At 76.2% G+C, this 26,009-nt stretch carries 11 protein-coding genes; 6 read left to right on the forward strand and 5 right to left on the reverse strand.

What is annotated here, in order from left to right; translation table 11 throughout:
- Position 1: 1 nt before the first annotated feature.
- Complete coding sequence (locus tag KCH_RS01905; RefSeq protein WP_035870486.1) at positions 2-14,245, reverse strand: type I polyketide synthase; 14,244 nt, start codon at positions 14,243-14,245, stop codon at positions 2-4.
- A 263-nt stretch (positions 14,246-14,508) separates the two neighbouring features.
- Positions 14,509-15,741 carry a 5-aminolevulinate synthase gene (gene hemA, locus KCH_RS01910; RefSeq protein ID WP_035858396.1) on the reverse strand — a complete coding sequence of 411 codons (1,233 nt, stop codon included), beginning with the start codon at positions 15,739-15,741 and terminating at the stop codon, positions 14,509-14,511.
- A gap of 208 nt (positions 15,742-15,949) precedes the next feature.
- Between hemA and KCH_RS01915 the strand changes: the two genes are divergently transcribed.
- Both KCH_RS01915 and KCH_RS01920 read left to right on the forward strand, forming a co-directional pair.
- Positions 15,950-17,494, forward strand: coding sequence for an AMP-binding protein (locus KCH_RS01915; RefSeq protein ID WP_035858398.1), 1,545 nt, complete (start codon positions 15,950-15,952; stop codon positions 17,492-17,494).
- 7 nt (positions 17,495-17,501) lie between these two features.
- The gene (locus KCH_RS01920) at positions 17,502-19,058 is read left to right on the forward strand and encodes a long-chain-fatty-acid--CoA ligase (RefSeq protein WP_035858399.1); all 1,557 of its coding nucleotides are present in this window, start codon (positions 17,502-17,504) and stop codon (positions 19,056-19,058) included.
- A 28-nt stretch (positions 19,059-19,086) separates the two neighbouring features.
- On the opposite strand, the gene KCH_RS01925 is transcribed toward KCH_RS01920, so the two are convergent.
- Positions 19,087-19,956, reverse strand: a complete 870-nt coding sequence (locus tag KCH_RS01925) for a MurR/RpiR family transcriptional regulator (protein WP_167573953.1) — start codon at positions 19,954-19,956, stop codon at positions 19,087-19,089.
- 412 nt (positions 19,957-20,368) lie between these two features.
- Between KCH_RS01925 and KCH_RS01930 the strand changes: the two genes are divergently transcribed.
- Positions 20,369-21,451 (forward strand): methyltransferase domain-containing protein, encoded by a 1,083-nt coding sequence (locus tag KCH_RS01930; RefSeq protein ID WP_244305090.1) that lies wholly within the window; start codon positions 20,369-20,371, stop codon positions 21,449-21,451.
- Positions 21,452-21,692: 241 nt separating this feature from the next.
- Here KCH_RS01930 and KCH_RS01935 read toward each other — a convergent pair whose 3' ends face one another.
- On the reverse strand, positions 21,693-22,874 hold the full coding sequence (locus KCH_RS01935) for an MFS transporter (RefSeq protein WP_035858401.1): 1,182 nt from the start codon (positions 22,872-22,874) through the stop codon (positions 21,693-21,695).
- Between the two features lie 172 nt (positions 22,875-23,046).
- On the opposite strand from KCH_RS01935, the gene KCH_RS43755 reads away from it, so the two are divergent.
- Together KCH_RS43755 and KCH_RS01945 are read left to right on the forward strand one after the other, a co-directional pair.
- Positions 23,047-23,370, forward strand: a complete 324-nt coding sequence (locus KCH_RS43755) for an ArsR/SmtB family transcription factor (RefSeq protein WP_244305091.1) — start codon at positions 23,047-23,049, stop codon at positions 23,368-23,370.
- 162 nt (positions 23,371-23,532) lie between these two features.
- Complete coding sequence (locus KCH_RS01945; protein ID WP_035858404.1) at positions 23,533-23,733, forward strand: hypothetical protein; 201 nt, start codon at positions 23,533-23,535, stop codon at positions 23,731-23,733.
- A gap of 54 nt (positions 23,734-23,787) precedes the next feature.
- On the opposite strand, the gene KCH_RS01950 is transcribed toward KCH_RS01945, so the two are convergent.
- Positions 23,788-24,789: an Lrp/AsnC family transcriptional regulator gene (locus KCH_RS01950; RefSeq protein WP_035858406.1), complete on the reverse strand. Its 1,002-nt coding sequence runs from the start codon at positions 24,787-24,789 to the stop codon at positions 23,788-23,790.
- Positions 24,790-25,286: 497 nt separating this feature from the next.
- On the opposite strand from KCH_RS01950, the gene KCH_RS01955 reads away from it, so the two are divergent.
- Entirely contained in the window at positions 25,287-25,925 is a 639-nt protein-coding gene (locus KCH_RS01955) for a LysE family translocator (RefSeq protein WP_035858407.1), read from the forward strand.
- Positions 25,926-26,009: the final 84 nt, after the last annotated feature.

Here is a 26,009-nt window from a genome sequence, read left to right on the forward strand (position 1 = left end):
CTCAGACGTTCCCGAAGTCGTTGTCGATCAGGGCGAACAGCTCGTCCGCTGTCGCCGTTTCGGTCACCGTGGCGGTGTCCTGCACCGCCCCGGGAGGTACTGCCCCGTCGCCCGGTGCGCCGGCGCGTCGGCGCCAGCCGCGCAGCAGTTCGTCCAGTCGTTCGCCGACCCCGTCGCCGTCGTCCGCTCCGGGCGGGGCGGCCGTGAGGAGCGCGGCGAGCCGGTCCAGCTCGGCGAGCAGCGGCGAGGGCGGTGCGGGCGCGGCGGACAGTTCCGCGTCCAGGTGGGCGGCGAGCGCCTCGGGTGTCGGGTGGTCGAAGACGGCCGTCGGCGGGACGGCCAGCCCGGTGGCCTCGCACAGCGCGTTGCGGAACCGCACGGCGAGCATCGAGTCGAAGCCGACCTCGGCGAAGGTGCGTTCCGGGCGCACCGGGCCGGTTCCGGGGTGGCCGAGGACGGCGGCGGCGTGCCGGGTGACCAGGTCGAGCACCGCCTGGCGGCGGGCCCGCGGGTCCAGCGGGGCCAGTCGGGCGGCCAGCTGTTCGGCGGGGGTGCCGTCCTCGTCGGCTGCGGGCTGCGGCGCGGTCTCGGCGGGCGCGGCGGCGGGGGCGGCCGTGCGGCCCGGGGTGGCCAGCCAGTACCGGTCGCGCTGGAAGGGGTACGTCGGCAGCAGTACGGGGGCGGGCCCGGGCGTCCCGGTCCAGGGGGTCCAGTCCACCGGGCCGCCGCCGGCCGCCCAGGCCTCGGTGAGCGAGGCCAGCAGCCGGTCCCGGCCGCCGTCGCCGCGCCGCAGGGTGCCGACGGCCGACACCTCCCGCCCGGCCGCCGCGGCCACCGCCTCGATCCCGGCGAGCAGCACCGGGTGCGGGCTGACCTCGACGAGCAGGGTGTGGCCGGCGTCCAGCAGGGTGCGGGTCGCTCCGGCGAAGTCGACCGGTTCGCGCAGGTTGCGGTACCAGTAGGCGGCGTCGAGCGTCTCTCCGGCGACGGGTTCGCCGGTCACCGTCGAGTAGAGCGGGACGGCCGAGGCGCGGGGGCGGATCCCGGTGAGGGCTTCGCGCAGTTCGTCCTCGATCTCGGCGACCTGGGCCGAGTGGGCCGCGTAGTCCACCGGGATCGCCCGGGCCCGGACGCCTTCCCGCTCGCAGGCCGCGAGCAGGGCGGCCAGTTCCCGGGGCTCCCCGGAGACGACCACGGCCTCGGGGCCGTTCACCGCGGCCACGCAGGCGCGTCCGCCGGCGGGCAGCAGGGCCGTGGCGCGCTCGGCGGAGGCGGCGACCGACACCATGCCGCCGCGGCCCGACAGCTTCAGCAGCGCCTGGCTGCGCCACGCCACCACGAGGGCGGCGTCGTCGAGCGTGAGTGCTCCGGCGACGCAGGCGGCGGCGATCTCGCCCTGGCTGTGTCCGACCACGGCGTCCGGGGTGATCCCGGTGTCGCGCCAGTGCGCGGCCAGCGCGACCATCACGGCGAACAGCACCGGCTGGACGACGTCCACCCGGTCGAGCGTCGGGGCGCCGGGCGCGCCGCGCAGCACCTCGGTCAGCGACCAGTCGGTGTGCGGGGCGAGCGCCCGTTCGCAGGCGGCGACGGCGTCGGCGAACGCCGGGGAGGCGTCGAGCGCCGCCGCGGCCATGCCGGCCCACTGCGAGCCCTGGCCGGGGAAGACGAAGACGGTGCGGCCGCCGCGCGCCCGGTCCTGCACGGCGCCGGGGGCGGGTTCGCCCGCCGCGAGGGCGTCCAGCCAGCCGAGCAGCGCGGCCCGGTCGCGGCCGGTGGCGGCCGCCCGGAAGGGCAGCGCGGAGCGGGTGGTGGCGAGCGCCCGGGCGGCCGCGGCGGCGCCGACGGCGGGCTCGGCCCGCAGGTGCTCGCCCAGTCGGCGGGCCTGGCGGCGCAGGGCCGCGGGGGTCGTGGCGGAGAGCAGCCAGGGCACCGCGGCCGCGGTCTCCTCGGCCGGTTCGCCGTCGGTGTCCGCCTGCGGCGGGCCGTCGGCGGCGGGTGCTTCCTCGAGGATGGCGTGGGCGTTGGTGCCGCTCATGCCGAACGCGGAGACGCCGGCCCGGCGCGGGCCGCCGCCGTCCGGAGCGTCCCAGGGGCGGGCGTCGGCGAGCAGCCGGACCGCGCCGCCGGTCCAGTCGACCCGGCTGGACGCCTGCCGGGCGTGCAGGGTGCCGGGGAGCACGCCGTTCCGCAGCGCGAGGACCGTCTTGATGACTCCGGCGACGCCGGCGGCGGCCTGGGTGTGGCCGATGTTGGACTTCAGCGAGCCCAGCCAGAGCGGGCGGTCGGCGGGCCGGTGCTGGCCGTAGGTGGCGAGCAGGGCCTGGGCTTCGATGGGGTCGCCGAGCACGGTGCCGGTACCGTGCGCCTCGACCAGGTCGACCTCGGCGCCGGTGAGTCCGGCGGTGGCGAGCGCGGCCCGGATCACCCGCTGCTGCGCGGGGCCGCTCGGGGCGGTCAGGCCGTTGCTGGCGCCGTCCTGGTTGACGGCGGTGCTCCGGACCAGGGCGAGCACCGGGTGGCCGAGGCGGCGCGCGTCGGAGAGGCGTTCCACCAGCAGGACGCCCACGCCTTCGCCCCAGCCGGTGCCGTTCGCCCCGTCGGCGAAGGAGCGGCAGCGGCCGTCGGGCGACAGGCCCTGCTGGCGGCTGAACTCGACGAAGACGTCCGGGCTCGCCATCACCGCGGCGCCGCCGACCAGGGCGAACGAGCAGTCGTCGGCCCGCAGCGCCTGGCCGGCCAGGTGCAGGGCCACCAGCGAGGAGGAGCAGGCGGTCTCCACGGTCACGGCGGGGCCGCCGAGGCCGAGGGTGTAGGCGATCCGGCCGGAGGCGACGCTGGTGACGGTGCCGCTGAGCAGGTGGCCCTCGACGTCGGCGGCCGGGTCCTGCGGGCCGTTGCCGTAGCCCTGGGAGGCGACGCCGACGTAGACGCCGCCCTCGCTGCCGCGCACCGACGCGGGGTCGAGTCCGGCCCGTTCCAGCGCCTCCCAGCTGGTTTCCAGCAGCAGCCGCTGCTGCGGGTCCATGGCCAGCGCCTCGCGCGGCGAGATGCCGAAGAACTCCGGGTCGAACTCGGCCGCGCCGTCCAGGAAGCCGCCGCCGGTGGCGTAGAAGGTGCCCGGGTGCAGCGGGTCCGGGTGGTAGAGGTCCTCCAGCGGCCAGCCGCGGTCGGTGGGCAGCGCGGCGATCGCGTCCACTCCGTCGGCGACCAGCCGCCACAGGTCCTCGGGCGAGCGGACGCCGCCCGGGAACCGGCAGGCCATCGAGACGATCGCCAGGGGTTCGTCGGCCGTCGCGGGCCGGGCCGCGCCGGCGGCGGGGTCGGCCGTGGCGTCGGCGCCCGGTTCGGTGCCGCCCAGTTCGGCGAACAGGTGGGCGGCGAGGGCGGCCGCCGTCGGGTGGTCGAAGACGGAGGTGAGGGCGAGCGGCAGGGCGGTGGCCGCGACCAGCCGGTTGCGGAGTTCGACGGCGGTGAGCGAGTCGAAGCCCGCCTCCCGGAACGGGCGGTCGGCGGCGAGACCGACGGCCGACTCGTGACCCAGGACGGCGGCCGCCTCGGTCCGGACCAGCTCGGTCAGCAGCTTGCGGCCCTCGGGCCCGGACAGCCGGTGCAGCCGGTCCGACCACGACGGGTCGCCGCCCGTGCCGGGCCCGGTGCCGGCGGAGGTGTCGGCGGCCGCGGGGGCGCCGTCCGCCGCCCGGAACTCCGCGGCGGCCGGCAGGTCGCGCAGCAGCGCGCTCTCCCGGACCGACCCGAAGGTGGGCGCGAAGCGGCTCCAGTCCAGCGCGGCGACGACCGGTTCGGGCTCGTCCTGGGCCGGCGCCAGGCCGAGCGCGGCGAGCGCCGCGGCGGGGTCCATCGGCAGCAGCCCGTGGCGGCGCAGGGCGTCGCCGACGGCGCCTTCGGCCATGCCCGCGCCGGCCCAGGGGCCCCAGGCCACCGAGGTGGCGGGCCGGCGCCGGCCGCGCCGCGCCGCGGCGAGGCCGTCCAGGTAGGCGTTGGCCGCCGCGTACGCGGCCTGGCCGCCGCTGCCCCAGGTGCCGGAGATCGAGGAGAACAGCACGAAGGCGTCCAGCGGTTGGCCGTCGAGCAGGGCGTCGAGGTGGGCCGCGCCGCGCGTCTTGGCCGCCGTCCGCAGGGCGAGTTCCTCCGGTGTGCAGTCCATCAGGGCGGTGTCCGAGGTGAGTCCGGCGGTGTGCACCACGGCCCGGACGGTGTCGCCCTCGGCGTGCAGCCGTTCCAGGACCTGTTCCAGTGCGCTGCGGTCGGCGACGTCGCAGGCCAGCAGGGTGCTCCGGGCGCCGAGCGCGGCCAGGGCGTCGGTCAGCGCCTCGGCCCCGGGGGCGTCGGGGCCGCGCCGGCTGAGCAGGACCAGGTGGTCCGCGCCGCGCTCGGCGAGCCAGCGCGCCACCTGGGCGCCGAGGCCGCCGGTGCCGCCGGTGACCAGGACGGTGCCGCGCGGCGTCCACGGGGCGGGTGCGGGTGTCGTCGGCTCGGGTGCGGGGAGGAGCCGGCGGCCCAGCGCCACCGGGCCGCGCACGGCCACCTGGTCCTCGCCGTCCAGTCCGGCGAGGACCGCGCACAGCCCGTCCAGCGCGGGCCCGTCCAGCTGTTCCGGCAGGTCGACCAGGCCGCCCCAGCGCAGCGGGTGCTCCAGTGCCGCGACCCGGCCCAGGCCCCACACCTGGGTCTGCTCGGGGCGGACGCCCTCCGTGCCGTCGGCGGCCACCGCGCCGCGGGTGGCGCACCACAGGGGTGCGTCGGTGCCGCTCTCGCCGAGGGCCTGGACCAGCAGCAGCGTGCCGGTCAGGCAGGCGTCGAGCGTCGGCAGCTCCGGGTGGGGGCCCTCGGCCAGCGCGAGCAGCGACAGGACGCCGTCCAGGGTGCCGAACTCCGGGAGCAGCGCGGCCAGTTCGGCGCGTTCGACGGCGGGCTTGACCCGGGTCACCACCACGTCGGCGCCGTGTCCGGCGAGGGCCTGTTCGCAGGCGAGCGCGGTGTCCTCGGCGCCGGGTCCGTCGGGGACGACGAGCAGCCAGCGGCCGGCGAGGCGGGGCTCTGCGGGGACGGTGAGCGGCTCCCACCCGATCCGGTAGCGGTGCGGGGCGGCGGGGGTGGCGGTCCCGCGGCGGGCGCGCCAGGCGGCGGGGGCCGCGTCCGGTGCGGCTTCCGGCCAGAAGCGCCGGTGCTGGAAGGCGTAGGTGGGCAGGTCGACCCGCCGCACGTCGGTGCCGCTCCAGCCCGCCGACCAGTCGACCGCCACGCCGCGCAGGTGCAGCGAGGCGAGGGCGGTGCGGACCGCGTCCGCCTCGCCGCGGTCGCCGCGCAGCAGCGGCACCGCCCCGAGGCCGCCGGGGGCGGCGGCGGGGTCGGGGTCGGCGAGGCAGGTGTGGAGCATGCCGGACAGCACGCCGCCCGGTCCGAGTTCGAGGTACGTGGTCGCCCCCTCGGCCCGCAGCCGGCGGGCCCCTTCCAGGAAGCGCACGGTGCCCCGGGCGTGCCGCACCCAGTACTCGGGGGAGCGGAGTTCCGCGGCCGTGGCGGTGCGTCCGGTCAGGTTGGAGACGATCTCGGTGCCGGGCGCGTGGTAGGTCAGCGACTCGGCCACCTCCCGGAAGGCGTCGAGCATCGCGTCCATCCGGGCGGAGTGGAAGGCGTGGCTCACGCTCAGCCGCCGGGTGCGCCGGCCGCGGGAGCGGATCGCGCCGGCCAGGCGCTCCACCGCGTCCTCGTCGCCGGAGAGGACCACGGAGTCGGGTCCGTTGACGGCGGCGATGTCCACCGCGTCCGGGTCCTCGTCGGACAGGGCCCGGCGCACTTCCTCCTCGCCGGCCTCCACGGCCACCATCGCGCCGCCGCCGGGCAGTTCGTCCATCAGCCGGCCGCGGGCCGTCACCAGCGCGCAGGCGTCGGGCAGGTCGAGCACGCCGGCGGCGTGGGCGGCGGCGAGTTCTCCGACGGAGTGCCCCATCAGCAGGTCGGGCCGCACGCCCCAGTGCCGGACGAGCCGGAACAGCGCGGTCTCCAGGGCGAACAGCGCGGGCTGGGTGTACCGGGTGCGGTCGAGCAGTTCCGCGCCGGGGGTGCCGGGTTCGGCGAACAGGAGGTCGCGCAGGTTCAGGTCGAGGTGCGGGTCGAGGCCGGTCAGCACCTCGTCGAGGGCGTCGGCGAACACCGGGTCCTCGCGGTAGAGCTCCGCGCCGGCGCCGGCCCGCTGGCTGCCCTGTCCGGGGAAGAGGAAGGCCGTCCGGCCGGGGCGTCCGCCGCCGCCGGTGAGCAGCCGGCCCGCCGTGGTGCCGCGGGCGAGTGCGGTGAGCGAGCGCCGGACGGACGCCCGGTCCCGCCCGAGGACGGCGGCCCGGTGCTCGTGCAGGGCCCGGCCGGTGGCGAGCGAGTAGGCGACGTCCACCAGTTCGACGTCCGGGTCGGCGTCGAGCCGGCCGACCAGCCGGCCGGCCTGGGCCCGCAGCGCCTCCGGGGTCCTGGCGGAGAGCAGCAGCGGCACGGGCGGGCCGGTGCGGCGGGCGGTGGGGGCGGCGGCGACCGCCGCGAGGGCCACCGTGGCGGCGGGGACGGCGGCGGCCTCCGGGGTGGGGGCGGCCGGGGTGTCGGTCCGGTCCAGGGCGGGGACGGCCGCGATGGCGGGTGCCTGCTCGACGATGGCGTGCGCGTTGGTGCCGCTGATGCCGAACGAGGACACGCCGGCCCGGCGCGGGCTCCCGGTCTCCGGCCACGGGGTGTGCGCGGTGAGCAGCCGGAGGCCGCCGCCGGACCAGTCGACGTGCGGGTTCGGCGTCCTGGTGTGCAGGGTGCCGGGCAGTTCGCCGTGGCGGATGGCCAGCACCATCTTCATCACTCCGGCCACTCCGGCCGCCGCCTGGGTGTGGCCGATGTTCGACTTCACCGAGCCGAGCCACAGCGGCCGGTCCGCCGGCCGCTCCGGTCCGTGGACGGCCTGGAGCGCCTGCGCCTCGATCGGGTCGCCGAGGACGGTGCCGGTGCCGTGGGCCTCGATCGCGTCGATCTGGTCGGCGCGCAGCGCGGCATCGGCCAGGGCGGCGCGGATGACCTGCTGCTGGGACGGGCCGTTGGGGGCGGTGAGGCCGTTGCTGGCACCGTCCTGGTTCACGGCGGTGCCGGTGATCAGCGCGAGGACGGGGTGGCCGTGGCGCAGGGCGTCGCTGTGGCGCTCCAGCAGCAGCACGCCGGCGCCCTCGCCCCAGCCGGTGCCGTCCGCGTCCGCCGAGAACGCCTTGCACCGGCCGTCGGCGGCGAGCCCGCGCTGCCGGCTGAACTCCACGAACAGCCGCGGGGTGCTCATCACGCTCACGCCGCCGGCGAGGGCCTGCTCGCAGTCGCCGCGCCGCAGCGCCTGGACGGCCAAGTGCAGCGCCACCAGGGACGAGGAGCAGGCGGTGTCGACGGTGAGCGAGGGCCCCTGGAGGCCGAGGACGTAGGACAGCCGACCCGACAGCACGCTGGCGGTGTTCCCGGTGAGCAGGTGGCCCTCGGAGACTCCTTCGGCGCCTTCCAGCAGCGCGGAGTAGTCCTGGCCGTTGGTGCCGATGTAGACGCCGACCTGACGGTCCTTCAGCGCGGTCGGGTCCTGCCCGGCGCCCTCGACGGCCTCCCAGGCGGTCTCCAGCAGCAGCCGCTGCTGGGGGTCCATGGCGAGGGCCTCGCGCGGCGAGATGCCGAAGAACTCGGCGTCGAACTCGGGGGCGTCGTGCAGGAAGCCGCCCTGCCGGCTGTAGGTGGTGCCGGCGTGGTCGGGGTCGGGGTGGTACAGCCGCTCGGTGTCCCAGCCCCGGTTGGACGGCCAGTCGCCGACCGCGTCGGTTCCCTCGGCGAGCAGCCGCCAGAAGTCCTCGGGCCGGGCGACCCCGCCGGGGAAGCGGCAGCCCATGCCGACGATCGCGATCGGCTCGTTGCCGACGGCCTCGGCGGGCCGGGCGGACTCGTCGCCGCCGCTCGCCGCGTCCGGCAGGTCCCGGTCCAGGTCAAGGTCGAGCTCGGCGAGCAGCCGGTCCGCGAGGGCCGACGGCGTGGGGTGGTCGAAGAGGACGGTGGCGGGCAGGGCCAGTCCGGTGGCGGCGGCGAGCCGGTTGCGCAGCTCAACCGCCATCAGGGAGTCGAAGCCGAGCGCGGAGAACGCCCGTCCGGGCTGGACGGTGTCGACGCCGGGGTGGCGCAGGACCGTCGCCGCGTGGGTGCGGACCAGTTCGGTGAGCGCCCGGACCCGGTCCTCGTGGCTGGGCAGGTCGGCGATCCGCTGCCGCAGGGTGTCGGGAGCGCCGTCGCCCTCCCGGGGCGCCGTCGGTGCGGCGGCGTCCGGGGCGGGGCCGGCGGCGGCCGGGTCCGGCATCCCGTCGAGCAGGGCGGCGGACCGCAGGCCGATGCCCGCGGTGAAGCGCTTCCAGTCGACGTCGGCGACCACGACCAGCGCGTCGTCCGCCTCCAGCGCCCGGCCGATCGCGGTGACGGCCGTCTCGGGCTCCATCACCGGCAGGCCGAGGTCCCGCAGCCGGCCGGCGACCTCGTCCGAGAGCAGGCCGGGCCCGGCCCAGGCGCCCCAGGCCACGGAGGTGCCGGGCAGTCCGGCGGCCCGGCGGGCGGCGACCAGTGCGTCGACGGCGGCGTTGGCGGCCGCGTAGTTCCCCTGCCCGGGGTTGCCGACCACGCCCATCAGCGAGGAGAACACCACGAAGGCCGACAGGTCGAGGCCCGCGGTGGCCTCGTGCAGGTTCCGGGCGGCGGTCAGCTTGGCGCGCAGCACCACGGCGAGCCGCGCCGGGTCCAGGGCGTCGAGCACACCGTCGTCGAGGACGCCCGCCGCGTGGACGACGGCGGACAGCGGGTACCGCGCCGGGATGCCGGCAATCAGCTCCGCCAAGGCGGCCGGGTCGGCGACGTCGCACGCCGCGAAGGCCACCTCGGCGCCGAGCGCCGCCAGTTCGGCCCGCAGCGCGTCCGCACCGGGCGCCTCGGCGCCGCGCCGGCTGACCAGCAGCAGCCGCTCCGCGCCCTGCCCGGCCAGCCAGCGCGCCGTGTGCGAGCCGACGCCGCCGGTGCCGCCGGTGACGAGGACGGTGCCCCGCCAGCGCGGGCGGACGTCCGTTCCGCCGTCCCGGGCCTTCGGCACGGCAGGGGCGGGCCGGAGCCGGCGTCCGTGGACCCCGGTGGAGCGCACCGCCACCTGCTCCTCGTCGGCCGCGGCCCCCGCGAGCACCGCGCACAGGCGGCGGGCGGCCCGGGCGTCCAGCACCTCGGGCAGGTCGACCAGACCGCCGTGGCGGTGCGGGTGCTCCAGGGCCAGCGTCCGGCCCAGCGCGGCGGAGGCGGCCTGGCCGACGTGCCCGGGCCGCTCCGCGCCGCCCAGGACCGCCGTTCCCTCGGTCAGCGTCCACAGCCCGGCCCGGAGGTCCGCGTCCTCCAGCGCCTGGGCCAGCGCGAGGGTCAGCGCCGCGCCGCCGGGCAGGTCGGGGTGGTCGGGGTGGGGGCGCTCCTCCCAGGACAGCAGGGACAGCACGCCGGCGATCGGCTGCTCCCCCGCCGTCTCCGTGAGCAGCGCGGCCAGCTGCTCGCGGGTCGCGCCCGGATCGGCGACGACGCACGGGAGGAGCTCGACCCCGGCCTCACCGAGCGCGTCGAGGACGGCCGCCGCAGCGCCGCCCTCGGGCCGCAGCGCGAGCCAGCGACCGGGGAGGCCGTCCGCCGGCGCGACCGACAGGGGCGCCCAGGCCACCTGGTAGCGCCACGAATCCGCCGTCCGCTCACGGCGCCTGACGGTCCGCCAGGTGGCCAGCGCGGGCAGCACCTCGACCAGGGCCGCCCGGCCGACCCCGAGGATCTCGGCGAGCTCGGCGGGGTCCCGCCCTTCCAGCTCGTCCCAGCGCTCCTCCACGGGGGCGGCCGGGACGGCGGCGGGGGCTGTCAGCCAGTAGCGGGTGCGCTGGAACGCGTACGTGGGCAGCTCGACGCGGCGCGCACCGGGGAACGCCCCCGACCAGTCGACGCCCAAGCCGCGTTCCCAGGCCCGGCCCACCGCGCGCAGCACCTGCGCCGGGCCGCCTTCCCCGCGGCGCAAGGTCCCCAGCACCGCGGCTTCGACGCCGGCGGCCTCCACCGACTCCCCCACCGCCACGCCCAGCACCGCGTGCGGACTGGACTCGACGAAGAAGCGGTGGCCGGCGGCGAGGAGCGCTTCCGTGGCCCGGCCGAACTCGACGGTCTCCCGCAGGTTGCGGTACCAGTACTCGGCGTCCAGCGCCTTCGTGTCCAGCAGGCCACCGGTCACGCTGGAGTAGAACGGCACGCCGCCCGAGACCGGGGTGATGCCGTCCAGGTCGGTGAGCAGCTGCTCGCGGATCTCTTCCACGTGCGCGGAGTGCGAGGCGTAGTCCACCTCGATCAGCCGCGCCCGCACCCCCTGCTCTACGAACTCCGCCACGAGCGCAGCCACCGCATCCGCATCACCCGACACCACGGTCGACGACGGACCGTTGACGGCGGCCACCGACAACCGACCGAGCCGCTCGCGCACCGCCTCCACCGGCAGCGGAATCGAGGCCATGCCGCCCCGCCCCGCCAACGCCCGGATCGCCAGGCTCCGCAGAGCGACGACCTTCGCGCCGTCCTCCAGGCTCAGACCACCAGCCACCACAGCAGCCGCGATCTCGCCCTGCGAGTGCCCCACCACCGCATCCGGAACCGCGCCGAACGACCGCCACACCTCCGCAAGCGACACCATCACCGCCCACAGCACCGGCTGCACCACATCGACCCGGGCGAGCAGCGCCTCCGACCCCAGCGCCTCCGTCAACTCCCAGTCGACATACGGCGCCAGCGCCCGCGCACACTCCGCCATCCGCGCCGCAAAAACCTGCGACCCGGCCAGCAGCTCGGCAGCCATGCCCACCCACTGCGACCCCTGCCCCGGGAACACCAGCACCGACCGGCCGGACACCAGCCCGTCGCTCGACGCCGCAGCACCCTGCGCCAGCGCCTTGACGCCGTCGAGCAGTTCGCCGCAGTTCCCGCCCACCAGCACCGCGCGGTGCGCGAAGGACGCGCGCCCCGTCGCCAGCGAGTGGCCCACGTCCGCCGCATCGAGCCCGGGCTCCGCGGCCACCCGCTGGTGCAGCGCCTCCGCCTGCGCGCGCAGGGCCTCGGCGGTGCGCGCGGACAGCGGCCAGGCGACCGTCCCGGGTCGCGGGGCGTCCTCCTCTGCCTCGGCCGGCACGGACTCCAGGATCACGTGCGCGTTCGTCCCGCTGATGCCGAAGGAGGACACGCCCGCGCGGCGCGGCCGGCCCGTGTCGTCCCACGCGCGGGCCTCCGTCAGCAGCCGGCCGGCGCCCGCCGACCAGTCCACCTCGGGCGTGGGGCCGTCCACGTGCAGCGTCTTGGGCATCACGCCGTGCCGCAGCGCCAGCACCGACTTGATGATCCCGCCCACGCCCGCCGCGGCCTGGGCGTGGCCGATGTTGGACTTCAGCGAGCCGATCCACACCGGCCGGTCCGCGGGCCGGTCCTGCCCGTAGGTGGCCAGCAGCGCCTGCGCCTCGATCGGGTCGCCCAGCCGCGTCCCGGTACCGTGCGCCTCCACCACATCCACATCCGCGGCAGTCAGACCCGCGTCGGCCAGCGCCGCCCGGATCACCCGCTGCTGCGACGGACCGTTCGGCGCCGTCAGACCGTTGCTCGCACCGTCCTGGTTCACCGCCGAACCCCGCACCACCGCCAGCACCGGATGCCCGTTGCGCCGCGCGTCCGACAACCGCTCCAGCAGCAGCATGCCCGCGCCCTCGGCCAGGCCGAAGCCGTCGGCGGCTGCCGCGAACGCCTTGCAGCGGCCGTCGGGGGCGAGTCCGCCCTGCCTGCTGAACTCGACGAGCATGCCGACCGTGGACATCACGGTCGCGCCGCCGGCCAGCGCCAGCGAGCACTCGCCGGAGCGCAGCGCCCGGACGGCGAGGTGCAGGGCCACCAGGGAGGAGGAGCAGGCCGTGTCCACGGTGACTGCCGCTCCCTCCAGGCCGAGGGTGTAGGCCAGGCGGCCCGAGGCGACGCTGCCGGTGTTGCCGGTCAGCAGGTGGCCGCCCTCGTCGGCGCCCTGTTCGAGCGAGGGGCCGTAGTCCATGGTCATCGCGCCGACGTAGACGCCCGTCGGGGTCCGCCGCAGCGTGGCCGGGTCGATCCCGGCCCGCTCCAGCGCCTCCCAGGTGGTCTCCAGCAGCAGCCGCTGCTGCGGGTCCATGGCGAGCGCCTCGCGCGGCGAGATGCCGAAGAACTCGGCGTCGAAGTCGGCGGCGCCGGCGAGCGTGCCCGCCTCCCGCTGGTAGTACCGGCCCGGTGTGCCCGGGGCGGGGTCGTACCGTCCGGCGGTGTCCCAGCCGCGGTCGTCGGGCAGCGCGGAGACCGCGTCGGCGCCCGCCGACAGCAGCTCCCAGAGCTCGTCGGGGCTGCCGACCCCGCCGGGGTAGCGGCAGCCCATGCCGACGATCACCACGGGGTCGTCGTCCGCGGGCCGCCGCACCGGCCGGTCCGCGCCGGTGCTCCGCTCGGGCCGGTCGCCGCCGATCCGGGCGCACAGGTACCCGGCCAGGGCGGCCGGGGTCGGGCAGTCGAAGACGGCCGTCGCGGGGATGCGCAGCGCGGTCGCGGCGCTCAGCCGGTTGCGCAGTTCCACGGCGGTGACGGAGTCGAACCCCAGGTCGAGGAAGGCCAGGTCGGCGGGGACCGGCTCGGTGCGCCCGGTCACCGCGGCGATCTCCTCGTCCACCAGCCGGGTCAGGACGGCGAGCCGCTCCGCCGCGCCCAGGGCGGCGAGCTCCGCGCGGTACGCGTCGCCCGCGTCCGGGCCGTCGCCCGCGTCGTCCGGCCCGTCGGCGTCGGCCGGGCCGGGCTCCGTGAGCGCCGCCAGGACGGCCGCCGGCAGTTCGTGCACGCCGGCGTGCTCCTCGGCGGGCGGCGTTTCCCGTTCCGGGGCGGCGCCGCACACGTACAGGTCGCCGAGCGAGGCCAGGAAGCGGGCCGGGCCGCTCTGGTCCCGGCGCAGCGTCCCGAGGACGGCGGCCTGCGCGCCGTGTTCCTCCGCGCAGTCGGTGAGGGCGGAGGTCAGCACGGTGTGCGGGCTGACCTCCAGCAGGGCGCCGTAGCCGTCCCGCAGCAGGGCGCCGGCCGCCTGGTGGAACCGGACGGTGTTGCGCAGGTTGCGGCACCAGTAGTCGGCGTCCAGGGCCGGGGCGTCGAGTCGGTCGCCGGTCAGTCCGGAGTAGTAGGGCAGCCGCGGGGTGCGGGGCCGGATCGGGGCGAGGTCGGCGCGCATCCGGGGGACGATCGCGTCGATGTGCGGGGAGTGGGCGGCCAGGCCCACCGCGATCCGCCGTGCGTGCACCGCGTCGGCGGCGAGGTCGGCGAGGAGTTCGGCGGCGGCGTCGCGGTCGCCGGAGACGATCACGGAGCGCGGGCCGTTGTGCGCGGCGACGACGAGGCGGCCGTCCCAGCGGCGCAGCCGCGGTTCGACCTCGCCGGCCGGGGCCATGACGGCGACCATGTCGCCCTGTCCGGCCAGGGTGGCCTGGGCCTGGCTCCACAGCGCGACGACCCGCGCGGAGTCGTCCAGGGACAGCGCGCCGCTGACCGCGGCGGCGGTGACCTCGCCGACGCTGTGCCCGAGCACGGCGGCGGGTTCCACGCCGTGGGAGCGCCACAGTTCGGTGAGCGACACCGTCACGGCGAACAGCAGCGGCTGCACCACGTCGGCCCGGTCCGCGGCGGGCGCGCCGGGCGCGTCCGGGTCGCGGAGCACGTCGATCGGCGACCAGTCGAGGAACGGTTCCAGGGCCTGTGCGCACGCCTCCATCCGGTCGCGGAACACCGCGGAGGCGTCCAGCAGGTCCACGGCCATCCGGGGCCACTGCGCGCCCTGACCGGGGAACACGAAGGCGACCCGGCGGCCCGCGCCCGCGGTGCCCTCCGCCAGGCCGGGCATGCTCCGGCCGTCGGCGAGCGCGTCCAGCCGCCGCAGGAAGCCGTCCCGGTCGTCGGCCACCAGGGCCGCCCGCCGGCTGCCCGCGGCGGCGGTGCGCGCGAGGGCGAGCGCGATGTCCCGGGGGCTCCAGTCGTCACGACCGGCCAGGTACCCGTGCAGGCCGCGCGCGCCGGCCGCCAGCGACTCCCTGCCGCTGCCGGCCAGTGTCCACAGCAGCGGTGCTTCCGTACCGTCGGGGTGCGCCATCGTCTCTTCGGACTCCTTCACGGCGAGCGGGACCACCGGTCGCCGAACCGTGGCGGGCGACCCGCTCTCGCGGGTCGCCCGCCGACCGGGACGCCTTCGTCAGGCCCGGTGCGTTGCGCCACCGGACCTGCGACGTCGATCTTTCCTACGGCGGATAGCAGCCCGATAGCGCAGGCCGCGACACGACGCGGGCGGGGGAGCGGGCGGGGCGCGGAGCGGCGGAACAGCCCGCGCGCACCCCGCGCAGCGGGTCGGCCGTCCGGTCAGCCGGACTGCCGCGGGCCCCGGCCGCGCGGCGCCCCGAGCTCCCGCCAGATCCCGTCCAGCGCCGCCACGAACGCTTCGACCTGCGCGGGCTGGTGGACGGCCCCGGGCGCGCTGCGGAGGATCTCCTGCCCGGCGCGCACGCTCGGCGCGTTGATCGCCTGCACGTAGATGCCGTGGCGGTCCAGCAGCAGGGCGGAGATCCGCTGGGCGAGCGCGTCGTCCCCGACGAAGATCGAGACGATGTGCGAGCCGTCGGAGACGAAGGGGATGCCGTGCTCGGTGAGCAGCCGGTGCGTCAGCCGGGCGTTCGCGTGCAGCCGGTCGCGCTCCTCCTCCGAACCGCGCAGGTGCCGGACCGCGGCGAGCGCGCCCGCCACGACGGCCGGCGGCAGGGCGGTGGTGAAGATGAAGGAGCGGGACAGGCCGCGCACCGCGTCGACCAGTTCGGCGGGGCCGGCGATGTACCCGCCGGTGGTGCCGAATCCCTTGGCGAGCGTTCCCATGATGACGGTGAACTCGTCCGCGATGCCCAGGCCCGCGGCGATTCCGGCGCCCTCCGGTCCGTACATCCCGACCGCGTGGACTTCGTCGAGGAAGGTCATCGCACCGTACTCGCGGGCGATCCGGGCGATTTCGGCGAGCGGCGCGACGTCGCCCGCCATCGAGTAGACCGACTCCGCGACGATCATTTTCGGCCGGTCGGGATCGGCGGCGGACAGCAGTTCTTCCAGGTGCGCCGTGTCGTTGTGCCGGAATATGTGCTTCTGGGCGCCGCTGTGCCGGAGTCCGTCGATGATCGAGGCGTGGTTCATCTCGTCGGAGAAGACGACGCAGTCCTTCGGCCGGCCGGCCAGGACCGTGAGCGCTCCGTCATTGGCGGTGTATCCGGAGGTGAAGAGGAGGGCGTCCTCCTTACCGTGCAGATCCGCCAGTTCGCGTTCCAGCAGCACGTGGTAGTGGTTGGTCCCGCCGATGTTCCTGGAGCCGCCCGCGCCCGCGCCGTACTCGTCGAGGGCCTCGCGGGTGGCCGCCAGGACCAGCGGGTGCTGGCCCATGCCCAGGTAGTCGTTGCTGCACCACACGCTGATCTCGGCGGCGTCGCCGTCCCGCAGGCTCCGGGCCGCCGGGAATTTCCCGGCGAGCCGGCCGATCTCCAGGAACTCCCGTTCCGCCTTCGGGGATCCGCCCTCCTTCATGTGCAGGGCGAAGAGCTCCAGGTATTGGTTCATGACGACCCTTTCTCCGAAGGCTGCACCGATGCGGGGCCCGGACCGGCTGAGGGAATTGTCCCAGAGCGGAATATCACTTCGATGGCGCAGCGTGCGACAATTCGCTTTCCGCCGCGCGTCCGCTTTCCCGATTCGCACCCTGGTGGCCGCGCTTTACCTGTTGTAGGCTGTGCGGAAATTCCTCGGACCGGCACTTCTGGAGTTTCCCATGCCGTCGGACGAAACGTATGTCAGCAAAATCCTTGAGGTAATCTCCGCGGAACCGGAGAAGGTGGTCCTGTCCTGGCGCGACCGGACGCTCACCGCGGCGGAGCTGACCGCCCTGGTCCGGTCGGCCGCGCAGGCCCTGCACCAGCAGGCCGGCGGGAGCGGGACGGACGCCGTGGTCGCCGTCCTGACCGTCACCAACACCGCCCCGACCCTGGTCCTGCGGTACGCCGCGAACCTGGTCGGGGCCACGGTGGTCCACCTGCACACCACCAACGCGGTCGACCCTGCGGACCACCTGGCCGCCGAGGCCGAGCTCAAGATCCTCCGGGAGACCGGCGCGACGCACCTGGCCGTCGACGCGGAGAACCTCGCGGCCGCCCGCGAACTGCGCGAGCGGCTGGGCGCCCCGCTCACCCTGGTCGCCCTCGGCGACCTCGGCCCGGACGTCCTGGACCTGACGACCGGGGATCCGGACGCGCTGGACCCGGCCGGCATCGAGATCGCCCCCGACCGGCCCGCGGTGGTGACCTACACCAGCGGGACGACCGGCCGGCCGAAGGGCATCGCCTTCGACTTCCGGGCCCGCAACGGCTTCATCTCCGCCGGCCTGCAGATGGGCTGGCGCTCGGTCTACCTGGCCTGCCTCCCGCTCAGCCACTCCAGCGGCGCCACGGCCGACGACTCGCTCGCCTCCGGCGGCTCGGTGGTCCTGCGGGACGGCTTCGACCCGGGCGACGTGCTGCGCTGCATCGAGCGCCACGGGGTCACCCGGATGCTGCTCTCCCCTCCCCAGCTCTACCTGCTGATGGACCGTCCGGAGGTCGGCTCGACCGACCTGTCCAGCCTGCAGATGGTCACCTACCTGGGCTGCCCCGCCTCCCCGGAGCGCCTGGCCGAGGCGGTCAAGGTCTTCGGCGACGTGCTGCTCCAGGTGTACGCGACCAGCGAGGCGGGCTTCGTCAGCATGCTCTCGCCCGCCGAGCACCTCGACCCCCGCCTGCGGGCCACGGTCGGCCGCCCGATGCCCGACTGGGTCCGGATCACCGATCCGGACGACCACCGCGACCTGCCGCCGGGCGACATCGGCGAGGTCTGCGTCCGGTCGCCGTTCACGATGAGCGAGTACGTGGCCGAGCCCGAGCTCACCGCCCGGACGGTACGGGACGGCTGGGTGCACACCGGCGACCTCGGCTTCGTCGACGCGGACGGCTACCTGCACCTGCGCGGCCGGATCGGCGAGGTGATCAAGACCAACGGCATCAAGATCCACCCGGTGACGGTGGAGAACGCCCTGCTGGCCCATCCCGACGTGGTGCAGGCCGCCGCGTTCTGCGTCCGCGACCAGGACCGGATCGAGTACCTGCACGCCGCCGTGGTGCTGCGCGAGGCGGGCACGGCCGGCCCCGACGAACTGGCGGAACACGTCCGGACCGCCCTCTCGCCCAAGCACGTCCCCGCGCTGATCCGGGTCCGCTCCGCGCTGCCCCTCACCGGGGTCGGCAAGCCGGACAAGGCGCGGCTGGCCGCGGAAGCGGGCGGGTGAGACTCCCGTGACCCTCTCGGTGGCGGCGATCCTCGCCGAGTCCGCGCTGCGCCGGCCGGAGCACCCGGCGATCGTGTCCGGCTCCCGGAAGATCACCTACCGCGAGCTGTGGGACGGGGCCCGCAGGTACGCGGCGGTGCTGCGCGCGCGGGGCATCGGCCCCGACGACAAGGTGGCGCTGCTGCTGCCCAGCACCCCGCACTTTCCGCTGGCCTACTTCGGCGTGCTCGCGCTCGGCGCGGTCGCCGTCCCGGTCCACGCCCTGCTGCGGGCGGAGGAGATCGCGTACGTGCTGCGGGACTCCGGCGCGGCGGCGCTGATCTGCGCCGCCCCGCTGCTGGCCGAGGGCGGCAGGGCGGCGGAGACGGTCGGCACTCCCCTGCTCACCGTCATGGAGGAGGAGGCGGAGGCGGGCGTCCCCGGCCGGCAGCTGGACGTGCTCGCGGCCCGGAGCGCCCCGATCGACCGCCAGGTGCCGCGCGACCCCGCGGACATCGCGCTGGTCCTCTACACCTCCGGCACCACCGGCCGGCCCAAGGGCGCCCTGCTCACCCACCTCAACGTGGTGATGAACGTCGACACCACCATGCTGTCGCCGTTCGAGTTCACCGCGGACGACGTCCTGCTCGGCTGCCTGCCGCTGTTCCACACCTTCGGCCAGATCTGCGGCATGAACACCTGCTTCCGGGCGGGGGCGACCCTGGTGCTGATGCCGCGCTTCGACGGGCCGGGCGCGCTGGACCTGATGGTGCGGGAGGGCTGCACCGTGTTCATGGGCGTCCCGACGATGTACACCGCGCTGCTCGAAGCGGCCGGCGCCGACCCGCGCCGGCCCGCCCTCGACCGCGCGTTCTCCGGCGGCGCCGCGCTGCCGGTGGCGGTCCTGGACGCGTTCCGGGAGACCTTCGGCTGCCCGGTCCTCGAAGGGTACGGGCTGACCGAGACCTCGCCGGTGGTGGCCTACAACCAGAAGGCGTGGCCGCTGCGGCCCGGCACCGTGGGCCGGCCGATCTGGGGCGTCGAGGTCGAGATCGCCCGGGCCGAAACGGCGGACCGGATCGAGCTGCTGCCCGCCGGCGAGACCGGGGAGATCGTCGTCCGCGGGCACAACGTGATGGCCGGCTACCTGAACCGGCCGGAGGCGACCGCCGAGGCCGTGGTGGACGGCTGGTTCCGCTCGGGCGACCTCGGCGTCAAGGACGACGCGGGCTACCTGACCGTCGTCGACCGCAAGAAGGACGTGGTGCTGCGCGGCGGCTACAACGTCTACCCGCGCGAGGTCGAGGACGTGCTGGCCCGCCACCCGGCGATCGCCCAGGCAGCCGTCATCGGGCTCCCCCACCCCGTCCACGGCGAGGAGGTGTGCGCGGTGGTCCGGGCCCGCCCCGGCGCCGCGCCCGGCCCGGAGCTCGGCGCCGCGATCACCGCCTGGAGCCGGGAGCGGATGGCACTGTACAAGTACCCGCGCCGGGTGGAGTTCGTGGACGCCTTCCCCCTCGGCCCCAGCGGCAAGGTGCTCAAACGCGAACTCGTCGCCCGCTTCACCGCCGAGGGCCCGCACTGAGCCCGGGCCGCGGTGAAGCAGTGCCGGCTCAGCGGGGGCGGCGGTGGCGGCGAACGGCGTCGTGGGCCCGCTCCAGGCCGTCGACGATACGGGCGTGGTCGTGCTGGGCGAGGGTGACGTAGAGGGCGTCCACGACGGTGAGTTGGGCGGTCCGGGAGGCGGTGCCGCCGCTGCGGAAGGCGGTCTCCCGGGCGGCGGTGAGCAGCACCAGGTCGGCGGCAGCGGCAGCCGGGGAGCGGGGGCTGCTGGTGACGGCGGCGGTGCCGGCCCGCGCGGCGCGGGCCTCCTCCAGGACCTCGACCACCTCCCTGGCCCGCCCGGAGTGGCTGAAGCCGATGGCGAGGTCGCCGGGTTCGAGGAGCGCGGCGATCATCAGGGCGGCGTGCACGTCGCCGGCGAACACCGCGCCGTGGCCGAGCCGTTGGAGTTTCTGGCTGGCGTCCAGGGCGGCCAGTGCGCTGGAGCCGACGCCGACCACCAGGATGCGGCGGGCCCGGCGGACGCCTTCGCCGAGCGCGGCGAGCACGTCGAGGTCGAGCCCGGCGGCGGTCTCCTCGGCGGCCCGGGCGCTGGCCCGGCCGACCTTGCGGACCAGCTGGGCCGGGGCGTCCTCGGGGCCGAGGTCGCGGGAGAGGTCGAGGTCGGCGCGGTCGTCGGCGCGCAGGCGTTCGGCCTCGGCGGCGCGGGCGAGCCGGAGTTGGGCGTAGCCGCGCAGTTCGAGGCTGCGGCAGAAGCGGTGCACGGTGGTCTCGGAGGTGCCGGCGGCGCGGGCGAGTTCGGTGATGGTCCGCTCGGCGGCGAGACCCGGGTCGGCGCTCACCAGGTCGGCGATGCCGCGTTCGGCGGGCGGCAGTTGGTCGCGGCGGTGACGGATGCGGGCGAGCAGGTCGTCGGTCACGGCGCTGACTCCAGTGATGCGGGCGCGCGGCACTGGCGGAGGTCGGCCTGACCTGCGGGACCACCTCCTGCACGCCCTCGGCGTCCCGGAGGACGCCCGCGCCTGACCGGCCCCGGCCGGTGACCGGCTCGGCCTCGGCCTCCGGCGGGCCGCGACCCGTCCGGTCGACCCGGGTCAACCGGCGCGCGCAATGAGCACCCTCGTGCGCCCTTCCGGGCCCGGCGGCCGGGCGGGACGATGGCACCCGGCCGGTATTCCGTCCGGCCGGGCATCGGGGAGGAGAGGTCATGGGCGAGCACGAGAAGCCGGAACCGGATCCGGGAACGGGAACGCCTCCGCCGGGCAACGCGGACGGCAAGGTCGACAAGCCGCAGCCGGGCACCGGCAAGCACAAGAAGTAGGGGGGAACGCGGTGACCGCGGTCGACAGCACCACGAGCCCGTCCACGGCCGAGGCGTGGCGACAGCACCTCGACGCCGAGATGGCGCGCACCGGGCAGTGGCCGGAGCGCTCGCCGTGGATCCGCCCCGCGGTCGCCGCGCTTCCCCGCGACCGGTTCGCCCCCGCGCGCCTGTGGGACTGGGACGGGCACGCCTGGCAGCCCGTCGACCGCGACACCGACCCCGCACGCTGGCTCGAACACCTCTTCGGCCACCCGAGCCGGCCCGCGGTCACCGAACTCGCCGGCAACCTGCCCTCGTCCAGCCTGTCCGCGCCCGCCGTCGTGGTCGACATGCTCGACTCGCTGCTGCCGGAACCCGGCCACCGCGTCCTGGAGTTGGGCACCGGCACCGCCTGGAACGCCGCCCTGCTCGCCCACCGCGCCGGACCCGGCCTGGTGACGTCGATCGAGGTCGACCCCCGCCTCGCGGCGGCCGGCGCCTCCCGCCTGCGCGCCGCCGGCCTGGACGTTCACGTGCGGGCCGGGGACGGCACCGCGGGCCTGCCCGCCGGCGCGCCGTACGACCGCGTCATCGCCACCTACGCCGTCGAACGGATCCCGTGGCCGTGGATCGAGCAGAGCGCACCCGGCGGCCGCCTGGTCGTGCCCTGGGGCCGGCTCGGCCACGTCGCGCTCACCGTCGCCGAGGACCGCGGGAGCGCCACCGGCTGGCTCCAGGGCCTGGCCCGGTTCATGCCCGACCGCACCGGCGCCACCGCCGGCGGCCCGGAACGCGGCTTCACCGAGATCCGCCGCAGCGCCCCGCCCGGACCGGAGCGGCGCACCGAGCGGGATCCGGCCGAACTGCGGGACTGGGACCTGCTGTTCCACCTGCGGGTCGTCCTCCCGGAGGTCCGCGTGGAGACCGCGGCCGACGCGGACGGGGTGTCGGCGTGGATCCACGACGGCGCCTCCTCCTGGGCCACCCTCTCCTCCACCCCCGACGGCGTGTTCGTCCACCAGGGCGGCCCCGCCGCCTCGCCGAGGAGGTCGGCGCGGCCAGGGACGAGTGGGCCGGCCTCGGCCGCCCGGAGGTCTACGACTACGGCATGACCGTCACCCCCGACGCGCAGTGGGCGTGGTTCGGCGACCCGGCCACCGGACCGCGCTGGCCCACCCCGGCCGCCTGACCCGGCGCCGTTCTGCCGGCTCGGACCGGACGCCCGGCGAGCCCCTGCCGTGCGGCCCGGCGGGCGGCGGCGCCCGTCCGTACCCGGCGGGGCACGACGACACGGCCGGTGCGGGCACGGTGCGTCGTCGACCGGTCGGTGTCGTCAACTCCCGTGGATCCTGCTCAGACGCGTACGGGCTCCGGCGCCGGCCGCCGCGTACGGGGTGCCCGTTCGTCGCGGGTGGTCGCCGCGGCCACCGCGCTCGCGGCCACTGCGAGGGCCGCCGCCGCGAGCGGGAACCAGCGCCCGCCCAGCAGTCCGATCGCCGCCGATCCGGCCACGCCGCCGGCCGCCGTCCCCAGGTACAGGGCGCTGCTGTTCAGCGAAATCAGCAGGGGTGCGCTGCCCGGGTCGATCGACGCCAGGCGGTGCGGCAGGGCCACCGACACCGCCCACCCCGCCAGTGGCACCACCAGGGCGTAGCCGAGCGCCCCCGGCATGGAGCGCCCCAGCCAGGGCAGCGCCGCGAACGCGCCCGCCGCGGCCGCCGAGCCGGCCAGCAGCACCCGGCGCACCCCCAGCCGGTCCACCAGGCGCCCGCCCAGCCAGCTGCCGACCACCGACATCACCCCGCAGGTCAGCAGGACCACGCTCAGCCGGCCGCCGTCGCCGCCGGTGGCGCCCGAGACGGCGGTGGCCAGGTAGATGTAGACGCTCTGGAAGGCGAGGAAGAACACCAGCGTGGTGGCCGCCGCGCCGAGCACCCGGGGCCGGCCCAGCGGCGCGAGGCGCGCCCGGAGGGTGGGGGCGGCGACGGGCGCGGGCAGGTCGCGCAGCAGCAGGGCCAGGCCCGCGAGCGCGGCCAGGCCCAGGGCGGTGACCAGCCACATCGTCAGCCGCCAGTCGGCGCGCCCGACCCAGGTGCCCACCGGCACGCCCAGCGCGGTGGCCACCGTCATCCCGCCGAGCACGGTGGCCAGCGCGCGTCCGCGCCGCTCGGGGGCGACCAGGGTGGTGGCCACGGCGTTGGCGGTCGGCGTGTAGAGGGCGGCGCCGGCCGCCGCCAGCACCCGGGTGGCCAGCAGCAGGCCGTACGTGGGGGCGAGGGCGCTGAGCGCGTTGGCCGCGCTGAACACGGCGAGCGCGGTCAGCAGCAGGCGCCGGCGCGGCCAGCGGGCGGTGAGCGTGGCCAGCACCGGGGCCAGCAGCGCGTAGCCGAGCGCGAAGACGGTGACCAGCTGGCCGGCGGCCGGTACCGACACGCCCAGGTCGGCGGAGACCGGGCCGAGGATGCCGGCCACCACCATCGTGTCGGTGCCCACGGCGAAGGTGCCGAGGGCGAGCAGGAGCAGGCGTACGGGCACGGGAAACCCCCCGGGGTGCAGGAAACGGTTCGACGGACGGGCGTGCAGGACTGCCGCGCAGCCTCTGTTGGACAAGCATGCAACAGTTGGACGCTCGTCAAACATTCGAGGATGGGTGGATGATTGTCAAACAATCCCTGCCCGGCCACCGCCCCGAGGAGCACCCGCCCCCGTGACCGACACCGAGCGGCTGCCCCAGCCCGCCACCGCCGACATCGACCTCGTCACCGTGCTGCACGCCCTCGGCGACCCCGTCCGGATGACCCTGCTGCGCAGCTACGCCGACGGCGCCGAACACTCCTGCGACCCCCGCGGCCTCGGCCTGGACCACCTCCACAAGTCGACGGTCTCCCACCACCTGCGCGTCCTCCGCGAAGCCGGCGTCACCACCACCCGCGTCGCCGGCCGCAACCGCTTCGTCAGCCTGCGCCGCACCGACCTCGACGCCCGCTTCCCCGGCCTGCTCGACACCCTCCTCGCCGCCGCAGCCTCCTGACGCCCGACGGCGGGCCGGCACACACCACCCGCGCCCGCACCAGGGCGGTCGGTGCGCGAACGGCAGCAGTGCCCGTGGGCCGAAATTCCCGATCCCGCCCCACCGCCACCGCAGTTCTGCCATGCTCACCCACAGCATCCGAGGCGTCACCAGGGGTAGGCAATGCAGTTCACCTTCAGCGCGATCGCGCTCCTCGCGGTCATCATCGTGCTGCGCCTGCGCAGGCCGACCGCGCCGCGCACCCGCTTCGACGACAAGCTCGGCGCCGCGTACTGCGTGGTCTTCGGCGTTCTGATCGCCGCCACCCCGGTCGGCCGGGCCATCCTGGACTTCGTGGCCTCCCTCACCCGGAACATCCACTGACCGTCCGCCCCCGCGCCCCGGCGGGCGAAGCGGCGCGCGGCGCAGGGCGGGCGGTCAGGCGCGCGGGCCCGCCGCGGCGCGGGGCGGGGGCACGACGAAGCCGCCGCGCTTGAAGGTCTCCAGCAGCACCGTCACGTCGATGTCGCCGACCCCGTCCAGGCCGCCCACGACGCCGGTCAGGAAGTCCTGGAGGTGGTGGGGGTCACGGACCGCGAGGTGGGCGCAGATCTGGTGGTCGCCGGTGATCGAGACGAGGGTCATCACCTCGGGCCGTTCCGCGAGGGCGCGGCCGACGGCGTCCAGGTGACGGTAGCCGACGTTCAGCCACAGCAGTGCCTCGGTGGTCAGTCCGAACAGCGACGGGGCGACGTCCGCGCGGACCCGGACGACGTTCTGTTCGAGGAGTCCGGCGAGTCGACGGGAGGCGGTGGCCTGGCTGACGCCGAGTTCGCCGGCCAGCCGGGTGGTGGACATCCGGCCGTCCTGGGCGAGGAGTTCGACCATCCGCTGTTCGTCGGGGTGCAGGCTCACCTCGCCGTGCCGCGCCCCGAACGGGACCGGTGAGGGCTGCCGGAGGGCCGCCGCCTCGGCGGGGGTGAGCGCGCCGCCGCTCCACTCGTGGCTGCCGGTGTAGAAGCGCAGGACCGGGTAGGAGGAGGAGCTGCGGACCTGGGGCGGCATCCCGTCGAAGAGCAGGGCGCGCAGCGTGTCGTCGCTCTTGGGGACGAGCTCCACGAAGTGGTCGGAGGAGCCGAGCAGGGCCAGCACCGTCCGGGTCTCGGCGAGCCGGGAGAACGTCTCCGCGATCTCCCGGGCGCGCCCGGTCTCGACGCGCAGCCGGAGCAGCACCGGGGCACGCCGGCCGATCAGCTGGGTGTCGAGCAGCCCGACCACGCGGACCAGCCCCGATTCGAGCAGCCGCTGACCGCGCCGCGCCGTGCTGCGCTCGGGGAGGCGGAGGACCTGCGCGATCTGCTCCCAAGGGGCGCGGCCGTGGAGCTGCAGGGCGCAGGCGATGCGCCGGTCCGTCTCCTCCGAGCTGTCGGAAGTAGTCACCTGAGCCTCCATCACGTCCGAACTATGCGCAGCAGGCTACTGCTTGACGGATTCATTCGCCACTGCCAGAGTGGCCGGCGTTGCGGCACGGCTGAGGGAGGGAAGCTGTGAAACACGCGTGACCGGACGGACGGAACGCCGGTCCGGGAGTCCCGGCGCGAAGCGGCGGAGGCCGACCTGTCGGCGCTCTCGCAGCGGTACGCGTGCGGTCCGAACCGCGGGCACCGCCTGCTCCACTGCACCCGAGCGTGGGCTGCCCGCCCTTGCGGCGGCTTGGGCGGGCAGCCCCCGCCGTGCTCCCCCAACTCGCCGTGTCGGCCGTGCCCCTGACACCCGATCAGGCCACTGGGGCCCGCCGGCCCCGCCCCTCCTTCCGTCGATCCCGCATCGGAGACACCCATGCCCCTCGCCCCGAGCACCGCGGCACAGGACGCCGCCACGCCCCTGCGACCCCGCATCGACGACACCGGTGCCGGCACCGGGGAGCGCCGCGCGTGATGATCGGCCTGGAAGTGGTGGCGTCCTACGCCGGAGTGGCTCTGCTCGGGGCCATGTCGCCCGGCCCCGACTTCGCGCTCGTCAGCCGTTTCGCCGCGCTGCGCGGACGGGCGGCGGGCCTGGGGGCGGCCGTGGGCGTCGCGGTGGGCATGGCGGTCAACACCGCCGCCGCCGTGGTGGGCGTCGGCGCCGCGCTCGCCGCCTCGCCCGCCGTGTTCCGGGCGATCACGCTCGCGGGCGCGGCCTACCTGTGCCACCTCGGCGTCCGCTCCCTGCTGGCGGCCCGCGCGGCGGACGGGGGTCCGGCCGCCGCCGACGCCGGGACGGGGGCCGGGGCGCAGGACGTGTGGTGGACCGCCTTCCGGCAGGGCCTCGTCACCAACGTGCTCAACCCGAAGTCGATCGTGTTCCTGGTGGCCCTGCTCCCCCAGTTCCTGACGGACCGTTCGACCTGGGCGGACAAGGCGCTCCTCGGCGCGGTCACCGTCCTGATGGTGCTCGCCTGGTTCACCGCGGTCTCCCTCGCGGTCGGCGCCTTCCAGGCCGTCTTCCGCCGCCCCGCCGCGCGGCACGTCCTCAATGCCACGACCGGCCTGGTGCTCGTCGCCCTCGCCCTCGCCCTCGTACTGAACTCCTGAGGCCCTGAGCAACCGAGTCCCTGAGCCCGCGGGTTCTGCCGTTGGGGCGGGCCCGTGAGTGATGCCGCTGGGGCGGGCCCGGCC

The organism is Kitasatospora cheerisanensis KCTC 2395 (assembly GCF_000696185.1).
Classification (GTDB): Bacteria; Actinomycetota; Actinomycetes; order Streptomycetales; family Streptomycetaceae; genus Kitasatospora; species Kitasatospora cheerisanensis.